Below are 19,538 nucleotides of genomic sequence, written 5' to 3' on the forward strand. Positions count from 1 at the left end.
CCCGCGGTCCACTGTGGGAGGGGGCTTGCCCCCGATAGCGGTGGGTCAGTCGTCTGATAAATAACTGTCACACCGTCATCGGGGGCAAGCCCCCTCCCACATTGGGATTGCATTGCAAGTCAGTGTTCTGTGCCGGTGGCGCTTTTTCGAACACAACTTCAGGCCCAAAGGTTTTAGCCAGCAGATTGGGCCCAAAGCTGCCGCCGCGCGATCCACTGTGGGAGGGGGCTTGCCCCCGATAGCGGTGGATCAGTCGTCTGATAATTAACTGTCACACCGCCATCGGGGGCAAGCCTCCTCCCACAGTGGGACTGCATTTCAAGTCAGGTGGGTTGCAACTTCTGTTCGAATACTGAGACTCCATCCAAGTCGCGCAGGATCACCGTCAACTCTCCCGTCTGGCCATCAATATTCACCTCGCCAAAAAACTGAAACCCGGCAAACGGCGAAGTGTTCTGTGCCGGTGGCGCTTTTTCGAACACCACTTCAGGCCCAAAGGTTTTATCCAGCGGATTGGGCCCGAAGCTGCCAGCGTTCAACGGCCCGGCGACAAACTCCCAGAACGGCTCGAAATCCTGGAACGCCGCGCGATCCGGGTGGTAGTGATGCGCCGCGCAGTAGTGCACGTCTGCCGTCAGCCACACATGGTTGCGTACCTGCTGTGCACGCAGGAACGCCAGCAGTTCGGCGATTTCCAGCTCGCGGCCCTGGGCCGGGCCCGGCTCACCGTTGGCGATGGCCTCCCAACGCGGCACGCCGGGGCTGACTTCACCGTCGGGCACGCCCAGGCCGATGGGCATGTCGGCGGCGATGACTTTCCATTGCGCCTTGGAGCCCTTGAGTTCGCTCTTGAGCCAGTCCAATTGTTCACGCCCCAGAAACGGCTTGGCCGCCCCCAGGTTGTCATCGTTGGGGCCACGGTAGCTGCGCATATCGAGCACGAATACATCCAGCAGCGGGCCATAACTGAGCTTGCGATAGATGCGCCCGCCGCCGTCGGCGCTTTGGCGGCGCATCGGCGAATATTCCAGCCAGGCCTGGCGCGCGCGGCCCACCAGCGTGTTGATGTCGCGGGTCTGGTAGCGCTCGTCCAATTGCTTGCTCGGCGACCAGTTGTTGATCACTTCGTGGTCGTCCCACTGCCAGATCTGCGGTACTTCGGCGTTGAAGCGGCGCACGTTTTCATCCATGAGGTTGTAGCGGTAGTTGCCACGGTATTCGTCCAGGGTCTCGGCGACTTTGCTCTTGGCGTCGGTGGTGATATTGCGCCAGATACGCCCGCCTTCAGTGGCCAGTTGCGCCGGCACCGGGCCGTCGGCGTAGATGGTGTCGCCGCTGTGGATAAAGAAGTCCGGCAGACGCAAGCGCATGGCTTCGTAGATGCGCATGCCACCGATGTCCGGGTTGATGCCGAAGCCTTGGCCGACGGTGTCGCCGCTCCATACAAAGCGAATGTCGCGGCGCTGTTGCGGCACGCTGCGCAGGTGGCCGAACCAGGGCTCGCTGGCCACGCCGCTCTGGGCGTCTTCGAAATGCACGCGATAGAAAACCGCCTGGTCGGCAGGCAAGCCAGTCAGTTCAACGCGGGCGGTGAAGTCGGTGCGGTTGTCGGCCAGCGGCGAAACAAAACGGCGCGGGTTGCTGAACACGCTGCGGGTGTCCCATTCCACCACCATCCGCGCGGGCCGGTCGCTGCGGCTCCAGATCATCGCGCGGTCGCCCAGTAGATCGCCGGACTGCACCCCATCGGTAAGTTGCGGCCGGTCCTTGACCGACGCGATCACCGCCGGCGCCAGGCCCGGCAATAACAGACCGGCGCCGACGGCTTGCATCACGCGGCGACGGCCCAGATCGAAGTGGCTCATGCAGGTGCCCTCTTGAGTCTCAAAAGAGGCACTTAACCACGCGGGGATGAAGCGGGTGTGACACTCTGTGGGAGAGGCTTGCCTCCCCACAATTTCGGGCCCTGCCAGACCGTGTCAGGCGTTGGCCGGCGCGACGCTCAGCTCCACCACTTCCGCCCGTTTGATCAGCGCATACACCACCCCGGTCAGCAGGCTGCCCGCAACGATCGCCAGCAGATACAGCAACGCATGGTTGATGGCATTCGGGATCACCAGCACAAACAAACCACCGTGGGGCGCGGCCAGTACGCAGCCGAAATACATCGATAGCGCGCCGGTCAACGCACCGCCGGCGATGCTCGCCGGGATTACGCGTAGCGGGTCTTTGGCGGCGAAGGGGATCGCGCCCTCGGAGATAAAACACATCCCGAGGATCATCGCGGCTTTGCCGGCTTCGCGTTCGGTCTGGGCGAATTTGCGCCGCGCCAGGAACGTGGCGATGCCCATGCCGATGGGCGGCACCATGCCGGCGGCCATGGTCGCGGCCATCGGCGCGCCGCTGTGGGCGGCCAGCAAACCGACGGAAAACGCATACGCCGCTTTGTTGATCGGCCCGCCCAGGTCCACGCACATCATGCCGCCCAGCAGAATGCCCAGCAGCACCGCGTTGGTGGTGCCCATGGTGCTGAGGAATTCAGTCAAGCCGCTGAGCATGCGCGCCACCGGCGGGCCCACCAGGTAGATCATCGCCAGGCCGGTGAACAGGCTCGCCAGCAACGGGATGATCAGGATCGGTTTGAGAGCTTCCATGCTTTGCGGCAGACGCACCACGCGCGTGACACCTTTGACGCAGTAACCGGCCAGGAAACCGGCAAAAATGCCGCCGATAAAACCCGCGCCCAAGGTGCCGGCCAGCAGGCCGCCGATCATGCCCGGCGCGATCCCCGGACGGTCGGCGATCGAATAGGCGATATAACCGGCCAGCAGCGGCACCATCAAGGTAAACGCGCTGTTGCCGACGGTTTTCAACGCCGCCGCCAAGGTGCCTTCCTGTTCGAACGCATGAATGCCGAACGCAAACGACAGAGCGATCAGCAAGCCGCCCGCCACCACCATCGGCAACATGAACGACACACCGGTGAGCAAGTGCTTGTAGACGCCGGTCTTTTCCGACTTGGCTACCGGCGCACCGGCGGCGCTTTCCACAGCGCCTTCGGCCAGGGCTTTGTTCAGGGTCGCTTCGGATTGCTTGAGAGCAATGCCGGTGCCGCAACGGTAAATCTTCTTGCCGGCGAAGCGTTCGGTAGCCACTTCGATATCTGCCGCCAACAGCACCACATCGGCATTGGCGATAGCGTCGGCGCTCAGCGGCGTACGCGCGCCCACCGAGCCCTGGGTCTCGACCTGCAAGTCGTAACCCAGGCGCTTGGCCGTCTGCTGCAAGGCTTCGGCGGCCATAAAGGTGTGAGCCACGCCGGTCGGGCACGCGGTGACGGCGACGATGCGCGGGGCATTTTTTGCCGCGACGGGCGCCTGGCTGGCGACATACACCTGAGCCTCTTCAGCACCGCGACGCAACACCGCTTCCACATCCGCCAACGCCTGGGCCGGCGTGCTCTGGAACACGCGCTTGCCGATGAAGCGCTGCATATCCACCGGCGTGCTGCTGACCAGCAACACCCACTCGGCGGCGGCCAGGGTCGCTTCGGATAACGCGCGCTCGGGGTGCTGCACATCCACCACTTCGACACTGGTGCTCCAGCCTTGGCGCTGCGCGGCGGCGTCCAGCAAGCGGGCGCACAGCACACTGGTGACCATGCCGTTGGGGCAGGCAGTAACAATGGCTAACTTCATGACTAACCCTCTTATTGTTCTGTGAGCGGGCGTACATCGACGCCGCTTTGCAGATGCGCCAACTGCGCGTCATCGCTGATGCCGAAACCGATCTGCGTCACCGCCATCGCGGCAATCGCCGTGGCACGGCGCAGGGTCTGTTCGGGGCCCTCGCCACTGAGCAGACCGTGCAACATGCCGGCCAGCAACGAATCCCCGGCACCCACGGTGCTGGCCACGCTGACCTTGGGCGGCGTGGCATGCAGCGCCAGCGTCGGGCTGAACCAGTTCACACCGTCGGCGCCATGGGATACCACCACATGTTCCACCCCCTGGGCGTGCAGGCGCTGCGCGGCTTGGCGCTGCTGTTCGAGGGAGTCGGTGGGGCAATCGAGGGCATCGGCCAGTTCTTCGGTGTTCGGCTTGACCAACCACGGGCCGGCTCGCAGACCGGCACGCAGCGCCTCGCCACTGGTGTCCAGGGCAACCTTCAAACCGAGGCCTTTCAACTGCACCAACACATCGTGCAGCCACTGCGCACTGACGCCGCGCGGTAAGCTGCCGGCGACCACCACCGCATCGTGACCGGGAGCGATCAGAGTGAGCTGGTTGAGCAAGGCCTGTTGCGCCTGCTCGCTCACCTGCGGGCCCGGCGCGTTGATATCGGTGACACGACCGTCCTGCTCGGCGATTTTGATATTGCTGCGGGTTTCCCCCGGCACGCGGATAAACGCGTCGGCAAAACCGCGACGAGCGATCAGCGCGTCAAAGGCTTGCGGGTTGTCCGCACCGAGAAAACCGCCCACGGTCAATTGATGCCCCAGATCGGCCAGCACCTGCGCCACATTCACGCCCTTGCCGGCGGCATGGGTCAGCAGGGTTTCGCTGCGGTTGACTTCACCCGGTTCCAGGCGGGCCAAGCGCACCGTGAGATCCAACGCCGGGTTCAGCGTCAGGGTCAGAATCCTTGCCATTTACACCGCCTCCACGAGGGCTCGCACATCAGCGGGGGAACCCACCGCCAGCGCTTGTTGTGCCAGGCTCTGGGCCTGGCTCAGACTGAATTCGCGCACACGCGCCTTCACTTCGGGAATGCTGCGCGCCGACACGCTCAGTTCGTCCACTCCCAAGCCCACCAGCACCGGCACTGCCAGCGGGTCCGCCGCCAGTTCGCCGCACACGCCGACCCATTTGCCGTGGGCATGGGCGGCGCGCACGGTGATATCGATCAACTGCAACACCGCCGGGTGCAAGCCATCGGCCTGGGCAGATAAGGTTGGGTGGCCACGGTCGATGGCCAGGGTGTATTGGGTCAGGTCGTTGGTGCCGACACTGAAGAAGTCCACTTCCTTGGCCAGCACCGGCGCCAGCAAGGCGGCCGACGGTACTTCGATCATGATCCCCAGTTGCAGATCGGCCACCGGGATTTCCAGGCGCAGGCGCTCGGTCATGTCACGGGCGGCGCGCCACTCATCGACGCTGCCGACCATGGGAAACATAATGCGCAGCGGGCGGTTATCCGCCGAACGCAACAGCGCGCGCAGCTGCGCTTCCATGATCTGCGGGCGTTGCAAGGTCAGGCGAATGCCACGCACGCCCAGGAAAGGGTTTTCTTCCTCGGCAATCGGCCAGTAAGGCAACGGTTTGTCGCCGCCCACGTCGAGGGTGCGCACCACCAACGGGCGCCCGCCGAGGCCGTCGAGTACGCGGCGGTACTCGGCTTCTTGGGTGGCTTCATCCGGCGCTTGTGGGTGAGCCATAAAAATCAGTTCGGTGCGCAACAAACCGATGCCTTCGGCGCCCTGCTCCACCGCTGCGGCGACACCGGCGCTTTCGCCGATATTGGCGAACACTTCCACGGCATGCCCGTCGCGTGTAAGAGCTGTTTCATGGCGCTGGGCGGAGGCCGCTTGCAGGCGTTGTTCACGGGTATCGCGCTCGACGGTAGCCCGTTGCAGGGTGGCGGCATCGGGGTCCACATGCAGGCGGCCGCGCTGGCCATCGAGCAACAGCGGCGTGCCGGCGGCGACCAGCAAGACGGCGGCGCCAGCACCGACCAGCGCGGGGATACCGAGGGCACGCGCGACGATGGCGCTGTGGGCCGTGGCGCCACCGCGAGCGGTGAGGATACCGGCGACGCGCGCCGGGTCCAGGCGCGCCACATCGGACGGGCCGACCTCGTCCATCACCAGGATGTACGGCTCATTCGGCTCTTGGGCGGTTTCGACGCCGCACAGTTGCGCCAGCACGCGACGGCCGATATCCCGCAGGTCGGCGGCACGCTCGGCGAGCAAGGCGTCCTGCAACGACTCCTGCTGTTTGGCGGCGGCTTCGATCACGCTCATCCACGCGGCTTCGGCGCTTTCGCCTTGCTTAAGGCGAGTGTCGACGTCGTCGGTCAGTTCCGGGTCGTCGAGCATTTCCTGGTGGGTGATGAAAATCTCGCGGATCGCTTTGGATGGGCTGCGCTCGATCAGCCCCTGAATATCGCGGCGCACGTCGGTCAGGGCGGCATGCAGACGCTGACGCTCGATCACCGGTGACTCGCCGCGCAGTGGGTAGTCGAACACCTGCTGGGTCTGGACATGAGCGGGGCCAATGGCAATCCCCGGCGCCGCAGCGATAGCCTGGATCTGGCTACCGGAGGCCGGTGCGCTGAGCTGTGGTTCGAGGTCCAGGGTTTCGGGTGGCGCGCTAACGGTCGGCAGCGGCTCGACCTCTTCACCGAGCCCCTCCTCCACCGCGGCCAGCAGTGCCGGCAGCGCATCACCGGCAACGCCGGGTTCGGCGACGAACTCCAGCACCTGGCCACGGCGGGCGCCGAGGCTGAGCAGCTTGCTCAAGCTTTTGACCGATACCGCGGTGGCCGGACCATCGATGATGCGCACACGGATATCGCCGTCAAAACTCTTGGCTAACTGCGCCAGGATCTTCGCCGGCCGGGCATGCAGGCCGTGGGCGTTGGCCAGGGTGATGCGCGCGCTCGGCCAGTCCGGTGGCAGTTCGCCGCCCAATACTTCAAGCACTGCGCGGCTGCTGGTGGCGCGGCCCAGTTCCTGGCCACGGCCTTCGATCAGCAACGCGCACAAACGCTCAAGCAAGGCCTGGTGCGCTTCGCCCAGGCTGGCCAGGCAAAACAGGCCCGTGAGCGGCTGGCCCAGGTAACGCATGGGTTTGTCCGGGGTGACGAACGCCAGGCCCGGACGTTTGACGGTCTGCTCGCTGTGCAGCCACCACAGGCCGTCGCCCAGGGGCAGCGCATCGACCTGTTGCAATACGGCGGCGAAGCCGTTGCTGACGCAATCGGCCTGGCGCAGCAGGCGGGCGCCACGCCATACCAGCTCTTCAAAATCGTCGGCGGACACGCCCAGGCTGATCATCTGTGCATCCAGCGCCAGCTCCTGCGGTGCACCCTGCAGCAATTTCAGCAGAGCTTCTGCGGAGGCGGCGCGACGCAGCGCCTCACCCAGGTCGGTCTCGCCGAGGGCGCGGGTCAGCAATTGCAGCAGGCGAAGGTGTTCGTCGGATTGAGCGGCAATGCCAATGGCCAAATACACGATCTGGCCGTCGCCCCAGTCCACCCCTTCGGGGAACTGCAGCAGACGCACGCCGGTGGCAAACACCTGGTCGCGGGTTTCTGGCGTGCCGTGGGGGATCGCAATACCTTGGCCGAGAAACGTCGAGCCCTGGGCTTCACGGGCTTGCAAGCCACTCAGATAGCCCTCGGCGACCAGACCGTCGGCCACCAGTGTGTCAGCGAGCAGGTGCAAGGCAGCAGATTTATCCACAGCCACCTGGCCCATGGATATCTGCTCTACAGTGAGCTCAAGCATGCCGTTCTCCTAGTTAGTGCGCTGGGCGCACTAGGTATTGTTTTGAATAAAACAGTGTAGGGGTGTTTGAAAATTACTGACTGAGCGGTCAGTTGGCAGGAGCCGCTCGGTCGCGAACGTCGTAAAAATACGCTGGCTGAAACGTTTAATCTAGAATTTAAGGCAGATTACGCGTTAATTGTGCATCCTTGAAGGACCACTCGGCGATTGAGCTGGGACATTGGTCGTGTGCCGTAATCGGTTACGATTGGACAAAATGTCGGGGCAAGCTCCAAAAAACAAGGAAATCCCGGTTTGAAACTCAGTGATATCGCACGTCTGGCCGGTGTGTCCGTTACCACCGCCAGTTATGTCATCAACGGCAAAGCCGCCCAGCAACGCATCAGCCACGCCACCGTCGAACGAGTGCGTGCGGTGGTGGAGGCCCACGGCTTTACCCCCAATCCCCAGGCCGCCGGGCTGCGCAGCCGGCACACGCGCACGTTGGGCTTTATTCTGCCCGACCTGGAAAACCCCAGTTACGCGCGTATCGCCAAATTGCTGGAGCAAGGCGCACGCGCGCGTGGCTATCAATTGTTGATCGCCAGCTCCGACGACGATGCCGACAGCGAACGCCAATTGCTGCAACTGTTCCGCGCCCGGCGGTGCGATGCGCTGTTCGTGGCCAGTTGCCTGCCCACCAGCGACGACAGCTACCGCGAGCTGCAAGCCAAAGGCCTGCCGGTAATCGCCATCGACCGGGTGATGGAGCCGGCGCAGTTCTGTTCGGTGGTCAGCGACGACCGCCAGGCCTGCCAGCAACTGACCAGCAGCCTGCTGCAACCATTGCCTAAACAGATTGTGCTGATCGGCGCGCGGCCCGAGCTGAGTATCAGCCAGGAACGCGCCGCCGGTTTTCAGCAAGCGTTGAAAGGCTTTACCGGCGAGATGCTCATCGAACACGGCGAAGCCTTCAGCCGCGATTGTGGCCGACAGCTGATGGAGCAATTGCTGCAGCGGCTGGGCCATTTGCCTGACGCGCTGGTGACGACGTCCTACGTGCTGCTCCAAGGGGTGTTCGACGCACTGCACGACTACCCGCTCAAATCACGGCCCCTGCGCCTGGGCACGTTTGGCGACACCCAACTGCTGGACTTCCTGCCGCTGCCGGTCAACGCCATGGCCCAGCAGCATCAGTTGATCGCTGACACCGCGCTGCGCCTGGCCCTGGCCGCCATCGAAGAAGAGCAGTACCAACCGGGCGTACACGCCATCGGCCGCACCTTCAAGCAGCGTATTCACGAGGCGTGAACGTGACGCTGATCGACACCCACACGCACCTTGATTTCCCGGAATTCGACAGCGACCGCCGGGAAGTCCTCGCCCACAGCCGCCAGCTGGGCGTGCAGCGCATGGTGGTGCTGGGGGTGTATCAGCAGAATTGGCAGCGGTTGTGGGATTTGGTGCAGACGGATGAAGGCCTGTTCGCTGCGTTCGGCCTGCATCCGGTGTATCTGGACGATCACCGCCCCGCCGATCTGAGGGCATTAGGTGACTGGCTGACCCGCCTGCAAGGCCATCGGCAACTCTGCGCGGTGGGCGAGATCGGTCTGGATTACTTCCTCGAACACCTGGACCGCGAACGTCAGCAACAGCTGTTTGAAGCGCAACTGCAACTGGCGGTGGATTTTCAGTTGCCTGCCCTGCTGCACGTACGCCGCAGCCATGCGGCGGTGATTGCCACGCTCAAGCGCATCCGCGTGCCGCGCGGCGGCATCATTCACGCGTTTGCCGGCAGCCGCGAAGAAGCCCGCGAATACATCAAGCTGGGTTTCAAGCTCGGCCTGGGCGGCGCCGCCACCTGGCCCCAGGCGTTGCGCATGCACAAGGTGCTGGCACAACTGCCGCTGGACGCGGTGGTGCTGGAAACCGATTCGCCCGACATGCCGCCCGCCATGTACCCCGGCCAGCGCAACAGCCCCGAGCACTTGCCGGACATTTGCCAGGCCCTGGCCGAGCATATGGGTATCGACCCGCTATCGTTGGCCGAGGCGAGCACACGCAATGCGCGTGAGTTGTTCAATTGGTAGCGTCGGTTCGACGGCGTGCAGGTTGAGGGTGATGCGCTGGCGATGACGGGCATAGCGCAACACCATGAAATGCACCAGCAACACCACCAGCGAAATATTGAACTGCCCAATCACACTGATCAGCCCCACCCACTCTGCCACCAGCGCCACGATCAGCACCACGCAAGTGAACGTCACCATGCTTGGACGCACCAACGCCCAATATTCCAGGGACTTGAAATGGCGCAGTTGGCGAGGGCATTTGAGTTCAAGCTCCCGATGGCAATACGGGCAGTCGAAGGGCTCTTCGATGGCGATGGCATTCAATTGCCAAGGCTTGAGTTCAAAGGTGATATCGCAATGGGCGCATTGCCCTTTGATGCCGAGTGCAGCGGTCATCGTGGTGCCTCCCCGGCTCCCGGTTTGAATGAAATAAATTCTCACTCATCTACGCGGCCAGAAAAGACACCCCGGAAAATTCAGACGCACACCACACCCGTTAACGCTTTAGTCCTACGCCTACGCCTTACACGCGGAAGGCGCCGATCAGCTGTTTCAACTCCACCACCTGCAATGACAAGCGTTGACTGGCCGCAGCGGTCTGCTGCGCACCGTCGGCGGCATGCTCGCCGGCGCGATTGATTTCGACGATGTTCTGGTCGATATCGTGGGCCACGGCGGTCTGCTGTTCCACGGCTGCCGCAATCTGTTGGTTCTGATCCACGATCATGCCGACGGCACCGAGGATATTCTCCAACGCCTGCTGGACCTGTTCCGACTGCCCGACCGTGCCATTGGCCATTTCATGGCTGCTGCCCATGGCCTTGACCGCCGCGTCCACACCGCTGTGCAAGCGACTGATCATCTGCTCGATCTCTTCGGTGGACTGCTGCGTGCGCCGCGCGAGGGTACGTACCTCATCCGCTACTACCGCAAAACCGCGCCCCTGCTCACCGGCCCGCGCCGCCTCAATCGCGGCATTGAGCGCCAGCAGGTTGGTTTGCTCAGCGATGCTTTTGATCACTTCTAACACCGTGCTGATGGCCTGGCTGTCAGTGGCCAATTGGTTGATCACCCGTACCGACTGGTCGATCTCCGACGCCAACCGCGCGATGCTGCCCTGTTGGGATTGCACCAGGCTGCGACCGCTGACGGTCTCCTGGTTGACGCTGTGGGCGCTGCTCACGGCTGCAGCGGCGTTGCGGGCCACCTCCTGGGCGGTGGACGACATCTGGTTCATGGCCGTCGCCACCTGTTCGATCTGTGTACGCTGGCCGCAGACGGCCTGGTTACTCTGCGCCGAGACCGTTTCCACCTGACCGGCCTGCTGCTCGACCTGGTTGACGGTGTGCCCGACGCGCTCGATCAGATCGTGGATTTTCGCCACGGTGCCGTTGAACACCTGACCCAGGTCACCCAGTTCATCGCGGCTGCGCGCCACGAAGGAGACGGTCATATCACCGGCCGCCACCTTGTCCATCATCGTGCCCAGATGTCGCAATGTGGTGCGCGTGGAGGCATAGAAACCGGCGTAGAGGTAGAAGATCAGCAAAAACACGGCGGTCAGCGCCGACACCAGCACCACCATGTGCAGGCGGTTCTGCGTCAGGCGATGCTGCAACTGTTGCTCAAGAAACCCCAGGGTGGCCTCATCGAGTTGATAGGTCTGGGCCATCAACTGGCTGACCGCATCGTAGAACGTCTGCCAGGGCGCATCGAGGGTCTCGGCCATGACCACCTGCTCTTCGAACAGCTCACTGCCTTGCTTGAGGCTGGCGTTACTGGCCTTGGCCAGACCGTCGAGCGCAGTGTGCGCGGCACTGCTGGAGCCCAGCGCATCCTGCAGTTTCAAGCCATATTCGCCGTGGAGTTTTTCCAGTTGCTGCAGCAGTTCGTCAAAGCGCGTGCTGGACGATGAGTTGAGAAACCCCTGCCCCAGCGAATAGGCGCCCATGGCCCGCCCTTCTCCCAGTGTTTGGGTCACCTGCGGCGTAACGCTGGTGATCAACTCAGTCAGCTGGCGCAGATCGCTTTGGGGGTCGCGGCTCAAGCCCGATTGACTGGCGACGATCTGGCCGAGCATCTGCGCCTTGTTCAGCAGCTTGCCGATCAATGCGCTTTTACTCAGCAGCGAAGTTTCCTGTTGCTGGGCCTTGAACGCGCCGATCAATTCGTCGCGCTTGGCCTCGAACACCGCGATTTGCTCGGGGTCTGTGGCCATCGCGGTAAAGCCCTGCAAGCGGCTCAGTACGCTCTGCTCCAAGGCGCTGATCTTGCCTTCCAGGTCGCCCGCCTTACCCGACTGGCCCAGAGTGGCGTTGATTTGTACCTGATTATTCAGGGTTTCCAGGTCACGGCGCAGGGCCAGGCTGCTGCCGAGCACGTCGAGGCTTTGCAGTTCGACGCGGGTGCCCTGGAATTCGCGCCACGAATCGCGCACCAGGAAATAGTTGGTGACCAGCATCGGCAACAGGAACAACACACTGATCAGGCTGAACTTCAGGCCGAAGCTCAGGCGGTTCATCAGCGCGACGGCGGGATAGAGCAAGCTCTTCACAGGTGAACTCCCTTTTTGTTTTATTTTTATTGAGGGCGCAGGGCGGCGGCAGAAAGCCACTATTTGGCGCTCTGTCTGTATAGCTCAATTTGAAAGGGAGTTTTGTAACTTAAGGTTAACAGCCAGTGGGAGCCGAAGGGGCTCCCACGTAACGCGGTCTGCGCTTTACGGCAACACCGTCCAGATGGCGAACCCGGCATACCACAGCACAGCCGCGCGCAGCAGCAGTTCCCATAGGCGGTCAAGGCTGTTGATACCGTCGGCCCCCACTGCCGGCGCCGGTATCTCGGCGGCGGCCAGACCGCCTTTATCCACCAGTTGGGCGGCGCTGATGTCCCAGCTCAGTAGCTCGTGCAGCATGACCCGGCTGACCGCGACAAAGTTGCCCACCAAGGCAAAACTGGCGGCCAGCAGGCGCACTGGCAACCAGTCGAAGGCGTGGCGCATTTGCCCGGCGCGCTCGGCGACCAGCGGGTTCTGGCTGTGTTCGCTGGCCAACGCCAACAGGCGATAAGCCAGGGCAGCGACCGGGCCCAGCAGGAAATACCAGAAAATCACCGCAAAAAAGCTCTGGTAGGCCTGCCATAACAGGTGGCCCTGGACCCGATCGAGCAGTTGCTCGCCGCTGTCGGCGCCCAGCTTGAGGTCGCGCTCGGCGACGTGCTCGGCGGCCTGCAAGTCGCCGCGTCGCCAGGCATCGCGGAACGGGCCCAGATCAGCCAGCAGATCGCCACGGCCCAGGCTGTAGATCACCACCAGCAGGTGCACCGGCAGCGCCAGTAAGCCATAAGCCACCGGTTCCAGTACCAGCAGCAACAGCGCCAGCAATGCCACCGGCAGTAACACCAACAAGGTCAGAATCAACCAAGGCCGCTGCGCCATACGTGGGCTCGATTCCAGTTTGGCCAGCTCGCGCAGCCAGCCGCCATCGCGCTGCAACCGATGACGCAGGGCCGAAAACTTCTCGATCCAGACCGCCAACACCAGTACCAGGAAACTCATCAGGTGTGTCCTCCATCCTGCAGGGCGCTGCGAAAGCGCTTCCAATCAAAAGCGGGGCCGGGGTCGGTCTTACGTCCCGGCGCGATATCGCTGTGGCCACAAATGCGTTGCGGGGTGATATCAGGGTAAGCCGCCTGCAATTGGCGGGTCAGGTCGATCAGTGCATGGTACTGGGCATCGGTGAACGGCAGCTCGTCCGTGCCTTCCAGTTCAATGCCCAGGGAAAAATCGTTGCAGGTTTCCCGCCCCTCGAACTGCGAAACACCGGCATGCCAGGCCCGGTCAAGGCAGGACACAAACTGCGTCACCGTCCCGTCGCGCTCAATCAGAAAATGCGCAGATACCCGTAGGTCGGCAATCCCTTCAAAGTAAGGATGTTCCGTGACATCCAGGCGATTCTGGAAAAACGCCTGCACTTTGCCAGTGGCGAACTGCGCCGGTGGCAAGCTGATGTTGTGCACCACCAGCAGTGAGATTTCGCCTGCGGGGCGCTGATTGAAGTTGGGCGAAGGGCAATGACGAATGCCCTGGCACCAACCGCTGGCGGGGTCCAACTGCATACAGGTTCCTTGAATGGGGCAACAGGTGACCAGTATGCCGCGTTCGACCCCGAGGTTGCGATCACTTGCCGTGATTGAGTTGCCGCAGCTTACTCACTACGGCAGCCAATGCACGCTCGAACAGCGGGCTGTCGTCCAGAACCTGCAAGACGCCCTGCTTAAACGCCAGCGCCACTTGGCCGACGCTTTTTTCCAGCACCTTGAGCCCCGTGCGGCTGACGAACACATACGTGTTGGCCGGGGCCATGATCGCCGCGAGCTTGCAACGCTGGGTAACGACGCCATTCTGCTGGAACATGACCCAAGCGCCGACCCGCAATTGATGAACCCTGAGCAGGTCGGGATCGTTGGGCGCCAGGTCGAGCGCGGAGTCCGGCGGCAGCTCGCTGAATACCAAAGGCTCGCGTACTTCGATCAGCTCGTCGACACCGTCCGCCGGCTGCACATGCATAGCCTGGAGGCGGACGAAAAATTCTCGGGTGCTGAGAGGGTCGAACGCCGCGCTGGTCAAACCGTCGCGCAGCGCCTTGAGCAAGCCGGGCAAATGCTCCAGCAAGCGCCGCCCGGCCTCGGTGTCTTCCTGCAGGCCGACGCTCCAGATCAGTTCGTCCATGGTGCGCAGCGCCGATTGCCATTGCACCGACTCTTCACCGTGCTTGAGGCTGACCAACAACAGCACCTGGCTCCAGGCCTGTTGCAGAAACTGCACCACGGCGAGGGGCAACACTTTGCCCAGCAGCCGCCTGTTGAGCACCTCGGCCACCCGCTGACGGGCCGCCTCGGTGCGCACTCGGCCTTCTTCGGCATCGCGGGTGTGCTGTTCGAGCAACTCGCTGCGGCGACACTCATCGGCGGCGAACGCGCTGAACTCAGCGAGCAATTGGGCAAAAATCGCCGGATCTTCGACAAACTCATTGAGCAAACGCTGCACCACCTGCTCGATGCGCAGGTACAAAGGGTCACGCGGGTAGTCATCGCACAGGTTGCAGCCCAAGGCCATCGCAGCGATTTCGTTCAGCAGGCGCCGCGCCGGGTGGCCGGCATGGCTGAAAAGACTCTTGTCCAGCACCGCCACTTTGAGCATTGGGATTTGCAGGCGCGCGATCAGCGCTTTGAAAGCGTCCGGGACGGTAGGGTCGTTGAGGATAAATTCGAACAGCAGGGCGATCAGATTGATGACGTCTTCATCGGCCTCCTCCACCACCCGTGACTTGCCGCTCTTGACGCTGACGCGGGTGAGCAATTGCTCCAGCTGGTTGCACAGGTCGAAATCGTCCTCGGCGTCCGGCGTCGGCACGTACTGCTGCAAATGGGACAACAGGCGCAGCAGGTCCCGCGTGGCGATAGGCTGGGGTTCGGCGCTGGCTTCGAGGGTCGGCGTCACGCTACCGCGCACGGGTTTGAGCAAGGCTTGCAGCGCCGCAAAGGCTTGCTGGCCGTTTTCGTCGAGGGGTTGATCGGTGCTCGGCAATGCGTCTTCGCGCGAGCGTTCACGGGCGGCCCGCCCACCGGCACGGCGCGAAGGCACGGTCTTGAGCTCCGGCAACACCCCCGTGGCGACCAACAATTGATTGGCTTCGGCGTAGAGTTGATCGGCATCGCTGAGGACATACTTCTCGAATAGCTTGAGCATGATCAGTTTGACGCGAATCTCCACGCCCAGGCTGCGCCCCGCCTGCAAGAAAAATTCGCACAGCAGCGCCGGGCCCAGGGGGTTCTCACGCTCATCCAGGGCATTGCCCAGTACCGCACTCAGCCGCGCAGTGAGCTGCGACAGTGCCAGTCCATCGCGATGCCGGACGCGGCCCAGCATGGCTTCGAGCGCCACGGTTTTTTCCAGTGCGTCATGGGACGAACCAGGTGCCGCATCGTAGGAAACCACTGGCACCAACTGCAGCTCCCCGCGCCCAGCCTCGCCAAGACTGGCAAACGCCGCGAATAGGCGCTCCATGAATACACGCTCGAAGTTCTTGCGCTTGAGGCGCAGGTCGCGCATGGCTTCAAAGAAAATATGGTGATCGACGGTGCTGCGGGCCTTGTCGGCCATTTCAAACAGCGTGTCGTCGGCGTTATCGAAGAGTTCCTGCAAGCCTTGCTGCAGCTGCTGCGCCGCCTTGTCGCGGACTTGCAGCAACACAACCGGCAGGCGGGCCAGCGGCGATGGCGTGGCATGCGCTTTATTAATCGGCACCACCTTTCCGTCGTTGTGCATCCTGGCCTCCTGAAACGGCGGTATTGAGTTGGGCGACAATCATCGACAGGCCGTATCGACCCTGTGGATAACTGCACGCCAGCAGACGTCAAAGCTATGACGCCAATTGCAAGGCGCGAGATTATCTTGCAAACCGGGGGGCAAGCGCCAGCGCCCTCTGTGATTTGCGCACAAATGAGCGGGTGGCTGGGTTCCCAGTCACACAGCCCCTATAATCGACGCACTTTGTTTGTGGAGCCTGTTATGCCGAATCTCCGTCTTGCCGACCTCACCGCCGAAATCGAAGCCAATGTGCGCCGCGCACTGCTGGAGGACATCGGCAGCGGCGACATTACCGCGCAATTGATCCCGGCCGAACGACTGGCCAAGGCCACCATCATTACCCGCGATGACGCCGTGATCGCCGGCACGGCGTGGGTGGACGCGGTGTTCCGGCAGTTGGACCCTCGGGTCGCCGTGCACTGGCAGGTGGCCGATGGCGAACGCGTCAGCCCCAATCAAGCGCTTTTTCACCTCGAAGGCCCGGCGCGCTCGCTGCTCAGCGGCGAGCGCAGTGCGCTGAATTTTTTGCAGATGCTGTCCGGCGTCGCCACACGCGCGAAGTACCTGGCGGACTTCGTTGCCGGCACTCAAGTCAAATTGCTGGACACCCGCAAAACTCTGCCGGGCCTGCGCCTGGCACAGAAGTACGCGGTGACGTGCGGCGGCTGTCACAACCATCGCATCGGTCTGTACGACGCGTTTCTGATCAAGGAAAACCACATCGCTGCCTGCGGCGGCATTGCACAGGCCATCACGGCGGCGCACAAGATCGCTCCCGGCAAGCCCGTGGAAATCGAAGTAGAGAGCTTGGAGGAACTGCGCGAAGCATTAGCGGCGGGCGCCGACATCATCATGCTCGATGAGTTGAGCCTCGACGACATGCGCGAAGCCGTGCGCCTGAACGGCGGCAAGGCGAAGCTGGAAGCCAGCGGCGGCATCAATGAAACCACCCTGCTGCCCATTGCCGAGACCGGGGTGGACTACATCTCCATCGGCGCGATGACCAAGGACGTGAAGGCGGTGGACCTGTCGATGAGGCTCAGCCTCTGAAAAGCGGCAAGCGGTCAGCGTGACGCTGCAAGGAAGCCGAGTGGCCCCTTGCAGCTTGCCGCTCTGTTCTAAACCACCAGGTTATTCATCTCGCAATACTCATCCCAATCCACACCCAGCACCTCGGCCGCTTCCTTATGCAGGACCAGCCGTTGCGCTTCGAACTCTTCCGGTGTCGAGGTGTACTTGAGGGTCAGTTCCCAAGGTTGGAGGCCCTGGCTTTCGGCCTCGTCCTCGAATGCCCACTGAATCTGGTCGCGCTGATCATCGGCGCTCAGGTCCTTGATCTCTTCTTTAAGCTGCGGCGATTCCTTGAGGTAGTGCTCAAGAGCTGCTTCGTGCCGGGCTTCCTGGGTCATTTCAGTCGTGGTCATGGTGTTCTCTTAGATCGAGGAATGGGGATGCATCTGGGACATCAGGTTGCGCAGATACAAAAGAACAGGCACGAATGCCGGCTCGTCTGGCCTTCAGAACCATTCTGGGATCAGCTGAAAACATTGCCTTTGAAACAGTGTTGCCTTTGTGCCCGAGACAGGAATCGAACCTGCGACCTTCGCGTTACGAGTGCGCTGCTCTACCGGCTGAGCTACACGGGCGGTGGACTAAAGCTAGCACCGCATCCGGCGTCCGGCAACTCGCGGCCTTCAGCGGGCGATAACACCCTGCGCCCAGAAACGCGGTTGCAAGTAGCTGCCCAGGGTGTCGAGGTACTGTCGCTGGGCCTGCTTGATATGGGGCACATCGCGCAGCGCGACAGATACCAGCAATGCAATGGCCAACGCGCTCAACAGCTTCCATGCGCGCCAGGCCAACGGCCATGACGCCGTTACAGGTGTGCGCCAAGGGTGCAGCGCCATCAGCCAGCCCACTACCAGCGCAAGCCAAACCTGGGACGTGGGCATCACCAGCACACCGTCGACCATGGACTGCGTCAGCGCACCGACCAACGCAGCGAACAGACATAAGCGCAGTAGATCCGCACGCTCGCTGAACTGCGCGCGCTCACGCAGCACGACAATCGTGGCCCAGCCACTGCGCGCCGCCAAAAACGCCACGCACAATGTCGACGGCACGCCCCATTCGCTGGCCCACTGCAAAACAGCCTGATGCGGATGGGCGGCAACTTTGTTGGCAATATCGGCAAAGTGCATCGGCCCGAAGCCTAACCACGGCCGCTCAGTCAGCATGTGCCAACCCTGCCACCAGATCGGACCGCGCCCCGACAGCGAAGTGGTGAGGCGCTCGCTGGCGTCATTGGAGTTGTCGATTCCCAGGTAGGTCGCCAGCACCGTAAACACCAGCCAGTAGATCCACAAGCCGCTCAGCATCCCCGCCAATTGCCAACCCAACCAACGCCGCCCCCATGGCCCGATCAGTGCCACGACCATGCCCGCCACTGCCATGCCGAGCCAGGTGCCGCGTGTACCGCCGCTGATCGCGATCAACCACCAGGCGCATAGCAACGCAAATGCCATCCCCCGCAATGAGCGAGAGACTGTGGGTAACAGCAAAGGCAGGGCCAGCAGCGGCAGCGTGAACGTCTGGAACTGGCCATAAAAGCGCTTGTTGGAAAAGCTGGATAACAGCAGATCAGGGTTCATCGTGTGCCCGCCGCTGGCGAACGCAAGCACGCCGGCGTACAGGTACTGGAGGGTTTTGATCAGGCACAGCAACACCACGATCAGCAACAGCACACGATCCAAAGGCTCGCCGCCGTGACGGCGCAGCGATGCAAAAGCTAACGCGATTGCCGCGCAGCTGACGAACAGCGCCATCTCGGTCAGCGCCCAAAGCGGCTGATGGGCCAGCAGCGAAGACGCCAGGCCCAATCCCACGATGAGCGCCAGCCCCCATGCCGTCTGGCGATCCACCCAGGGCTCGGTCGGGGTAATCGAGCTTCCGTACAGCACCGCACAAAACCCGATGGCAATCTGCATGACCCGCTGTAGATCGTGCCCACTGAACGGTGCACAAATCCCCACCACCAACAGGCACACCGTCACCACCAGGAAAATACTGCCGCGCTGCTGTACGGATAACACCATCGGTTACCTCAACGTCCTTGTGGGTACAGGCACCGCTAAGCGCCGCCGGCTCCGCAGCCCTTGCCGGCGTATTTGGCCTCGGCCGTGGTGGTGCAGCTCCAGCCGCTGGTGGCGTTGCGTGTCAGCACAATGCTCTTGCCCAGTACGGGCGCCGGTGCATCGAGGATCTCGCAACGGATATCGCCCGCGCCCGTTGCAACGTCCCCTGTCACCTCGATTTTGCAATTGGCGGTAGGGCTGGTGCCGCCGATCAATGCCAGGGTAGGTACGGTGCCCTGATTGAGGGTGTCTTCGTACCCGGCCTTCAATGCGCTGATTTCAGCCAGGCCGGCGGTGAACTTGGCCTTGGCTTGATGGGTGGTGTACATGGGCAGGCCAATGGTGGCCAAAATGCCGATGATTGCCACGACGATCAACAACTCGATCAATGTAAAACCTTTCTGACGCATCACTCTCACTCTCCAGAATAGAACTCATGACAAGGCGCTTCCTGCGCCCCGCGTTGTGCAGCG

General features: G+C 62.6%; 15 protein-coding genes, 1 tRNA gene and 1 pseudogene. 3 read left to right on the plus strand and 14 right to left on the minus strand.

Annotated features, from left to right (window positions below; all coding sequences use genetic code 11):
- Nucleotides 1-323 precede the first annotated feature (323 nt).
- The 4 genes from K1567_RS12165 to ptsP form a co-directional block, all read right to left on the minus strand.
- Nucleotides 324-1,865, minus strand: coding sequence for an alkaline phosphatase D family protein (locus tag K1567_RS12165; RefSeq protein ID WP_220698527.1), 1,542 nt, complete (start codon nt 1,863-1,865; stop codon nt 324-326).
- Between the two features lie 114 nt (nt 1,866-1,979).
- Nucleotides 1,980-3,698 (minus strand): PTS fructose-like transporter subunit IIB, encoded by a 1,719-nt coding sequence (locus K1567_RS12170; RefSeq protein ID WP_220698528.1) that lies wholly within the window; start codon nt 3,696-3,698, stop codon nt 1,980-1,982.
- A gap of 11 nt (nt 3,699-3,709) precedes the next feature.
- Nucleotides 3,710-4,651 carry a 1-phosphofructokinase gene (gene pfkB / locus K1567_RS12175; protein ID WP_047881664.1) on the minus strand — a complete coding sequence of 314 codons (942 nt, stop codon included), beginning with the start codon at nt 4,649-4,651 and terminating at the stop codon, nt 3,710-3,712.
- Complete coding sequence (gene ptsP / locus K1567_RS12180) at nt 4,652-7,510, minus strand: phosphoenolpyruvate--protein phosphotransferase (RefSeq protein WP_220698529.1); 2,859 nt, start codon at nt 7,508-7,510, stop codon at nt 4,652-4,654. It abuts the gene before it with no gap.
- Between the two features lie 294 nt (nt 7,511-7,804).
- Here ptsP and cra point away from each other — a divergent pair, with 294 nt between their 5' ends.
- Both cra and K1567_RS12190 read left to right on the plus strand, forming a co-directional pair.
- Nucleotides 7,805-8,800 (plus strand): catabolite repressor/activator, encoded by a 996-nt coding sequence (gene cra / locus K1567_RS12185; RefSeq protein ID WP_034111727.1) that lies wholly within the window; start codon nt 7,805-7,807, stop codon nt 8,798-8,800.
- Between the two features lie 2 nt (nt 8,801-8,802).
- Entirely contained in the window at nt 8,803-9,579 is a 777-nt protein-coding gene (locus K1567_RS12190) for a TatD family hydrolase (protein WP_220698530.1), read from the plus strand.
- Here K1567_RS12190 and K1567_RS12195 read toward each other — a convergent pair.
- The 6 genes and pseudogenes from K1567_RS12195 to K1567_RS12215 all read right to left on the minus strand — a co-directional run bounded on the left by K1567_RS12195 (nt 9,526) and on the right by K1567_RS12215 (nt 15,889).
- Entirely contained in the window at nt 9,526-9,957 is a 432-nt protein-coding gene (locus K1567_RS12195) for a hypothetical protein (protein WP_034095843.1), read from the minus strand. The two genes, K1567_RS12190 and K1567_RS12195, sit on opposite strands and share 54 nt — an antisense overlap.
- 127 nt (nt 9,958-10,084) lie before the next feature.
- Nucleotides 10,085-11,014 (minus strand): methyl-accepting chemotaxis protein, encoded by a 930-nt coding sequence (locus K1567_RS27970; protein ID WP_376753347.1) that lies wholly within the window; start codon nt 11,012-11,014, stop codon nt 10,085-10,087.
- Nucleotides 10,991-12,082 (minus strand): annotated as a pseudogene (locus K1567_RS27975) (methyl-accepting chemotaxis protein); the annotation flags it as partial. The pseudogene K1567_RS27975 and the gene K1567_RS27970, both read right to left, overlap by 24 nt.
- Before the next feature lie 198 nt (nt 12,083-12,280).
- Nucleotides 12,281-13,117 carry a regulatory signaling modulator protein AmpE gene (ampE, locus tag K1567_RS12205; RefSeq protein ID WP_220698531.1) on the minus strand — a complete coding sequence of 279 codons (837 nt, stop codon included), beginning with the start codon at nt 13,115-13,117 and terminating at the stop codon, nt 12,281-12,283.
- Complete coding sequence (gene ampD / locus K1567_RS12210; protein ID WP_034095840.1) at nt 13,117-13,677, minus strand: 1,6-anhydro-N-acetylmuramyl-L-alanine amidase AmpD; 561 nt, start codon at nt 13,675-13,677, stop codon at nt 13,117-13,119. Before ampD ends, ampE begins: the two co-directional genes overlap by 1 nt.
- Nucleotides 13,678-13,738: 61 nt before the next feature.
- Nucleotides 13,739-15,889 carry a DUF1631 domain-containing protein gene (locus tag K1567_RS12215; protein WP_220698532.1) on the minus strand — a complete coding sequence of 717 codons (2,151 nt, stop codon included), beginning with the start codon at nt 15,887-15,889 and terminating at the stop codon, nt 13,739-13,741.
- Nucleotides 15,890-16,132: 243 nt separating this feature from the next.
- Between K1567_RS12215 and nadC the strand changes: the two genes are divergently transcribed.
- A complete protein-coding gene (nadC, locus tag K1567_RS12220) occupies nt 16,133-16,981 on the plus strand; it encodes a carboxylating nicotinate-nucleotide diphosphorylase (RefSeq protein ID WP_034095838.1) in 849 nt (282 codons plus the stop codon).
- A gap of 68 nt (nt 16,982-17,049) precedes the next feature.
- Here nadC and K1567_RS12225 read toward each other — a convergent pair whose 3' ends face one another.
- From K1567_RS12225 to K1567_RS12240, 4 genes are all read right to left on the minus strand, one after another.
- Nucleotides 17,050-17,355 (minus strand): DUF6388 family protein, encoded by a 306-nt coding sequence (locus tag K1567_RS12225; protein ID WP_034095837.1) that lies wholly within the window; start codon nt 17,353-17,355, stop codon nt 17,050-17,052.
- Between the two features lie 149 nt (nt 17,356-17,504).
- A tRNA-Thr gene (locus K1567_RS12230) sits at nt 17,505-17,577 on the minus strand.
- Between the two features lie 48 nt (nt 17,578-17,625).
- Nucleotides 17,626-19,026, minus strand: a complete 1,401-nt coding sequence (locus K1567_RS12235) for an O-antigen ligase (protein ID WP_034095836.1) — start codon at nt 19,024-19,026, stop codon at nt 17,626-17,628.
- Nucleotides 19,027-19,061: 35 nt separating this feature from the next.
- Nucleotides 19,062-19,475: a pilin gene (locus K1567_RS12240; RefSeq protein WP_167418613.1), complete on the minus strand. Its 414-nt coding sequence runs from the start codon at nt 19,473-19,475 to the stop codon at nt 19,062-19,064.
- Nucleotides 19,476-19,538 lie beyond the last annotated feature (63 nt).

The sequence above is a fragment of the Pseudomonas sp. S5F11 genome (assembly GCF_019641515.1).
In the GTDB taxonomy this organism is placed as follows: domain Bacteria; phylum Pseudomonadota; class Gammaproteobacteria; order Pseudomonadales; family Pseudomonadaceae; genus Aquipseudomonas; species Aquipseudomonas rhodesiae.

Bases quoted from the DNA above. Each gene is read 5' to 3' on its own strand.
- K1567_RS12165 (WP_220698527.1), bottom strand. From the start codon at position 1,865: ATGAGCCACTTCGATCTGGGCCGTCGCCGCGTGATGCAAGCCGTCGGC.
- K1567_RS12170 (WP_220698528.1), bottom strand. From the start codon at position 3,698: ATGAAGTTAGCCATTGTTACTGCCTGCCCCAACGGCATGGTCACCAGT.
- pfkB (WP_047881664.1), bottom strand. From the start codon at position 4,651: ATGGCAAGGATTCTGACCCTGACGCTGAACCCGGCGTTGGATCTCACG.
- ptsP (WP_220698529.1), bottom strand. From the start codon at position 7,510: ATGCTTGAGCTCACTGTAGAGCAGATATCCATGGGCCAGGTGGCTGTG.
- K1567_RS12195 (WP_034095843.1), bottom strand. From the start codon at position 9,957: ATGACCGCTGCACTCGGCATCAAAGGGCAATGCGCCCATTGCGATATC.
- K1567_RS27970 (WP_376753347.1), bottom strand. From the start codon at position 11,014: ATGACCGTCTCCTTCGTGGCGCGCAGCCGCGATGAACTGGGTGACCTG.
- ampE (WP_220698531.1), bottom strand. From the start codon at position 13,117: ATGAGTTTCCTGGTACTGGTGTTGGCGGTCTGGATCGAGAAGTTTTCG.
- ampD (WP_034095840.1), bottom strand. From the start codon at position 13,677: ATGCAGTTGGACCCCGCCAGCGGTTGGTGCCAGGGCATTCGTCATTGC.
- K1567_RS12215 (WP_220698532.1), bottom strand. From the start codon at position 15,889: ATGCACAACGACGGAAAGGTGGTGCCGATTAATAAAGCGCATGCCACG.
- nadC (WP_034095838.1), top strand. From the start codon at position 16,133: ATGCCGAATCTCCGTCTTGCCGACCTCACCGCCGAAATCGAAGCCAAT.
- K1567_RS12225 (WP_034095837.1), bottom strand. From the start codon at position 17,355: ATGACCACGACTGAAATGACCCAGGAAGCCCGGCACGAAGCAGCTCTT.
- K1567_RS12235 (WP_034095836.1), bottom strand. From the start codon at position 19,026: ATGGTGTTATCCGTACAGCAGCGCGGCAGTATTTTCCTGGTGGTGACG.
- K1567_RS12240 (WP_167418613.1), bottom strand. From the start codon at position 19,475: ATGCGTCAGAAAGGTTTTACATTGATCGAGTTGTTGATCGTCGTGGCA.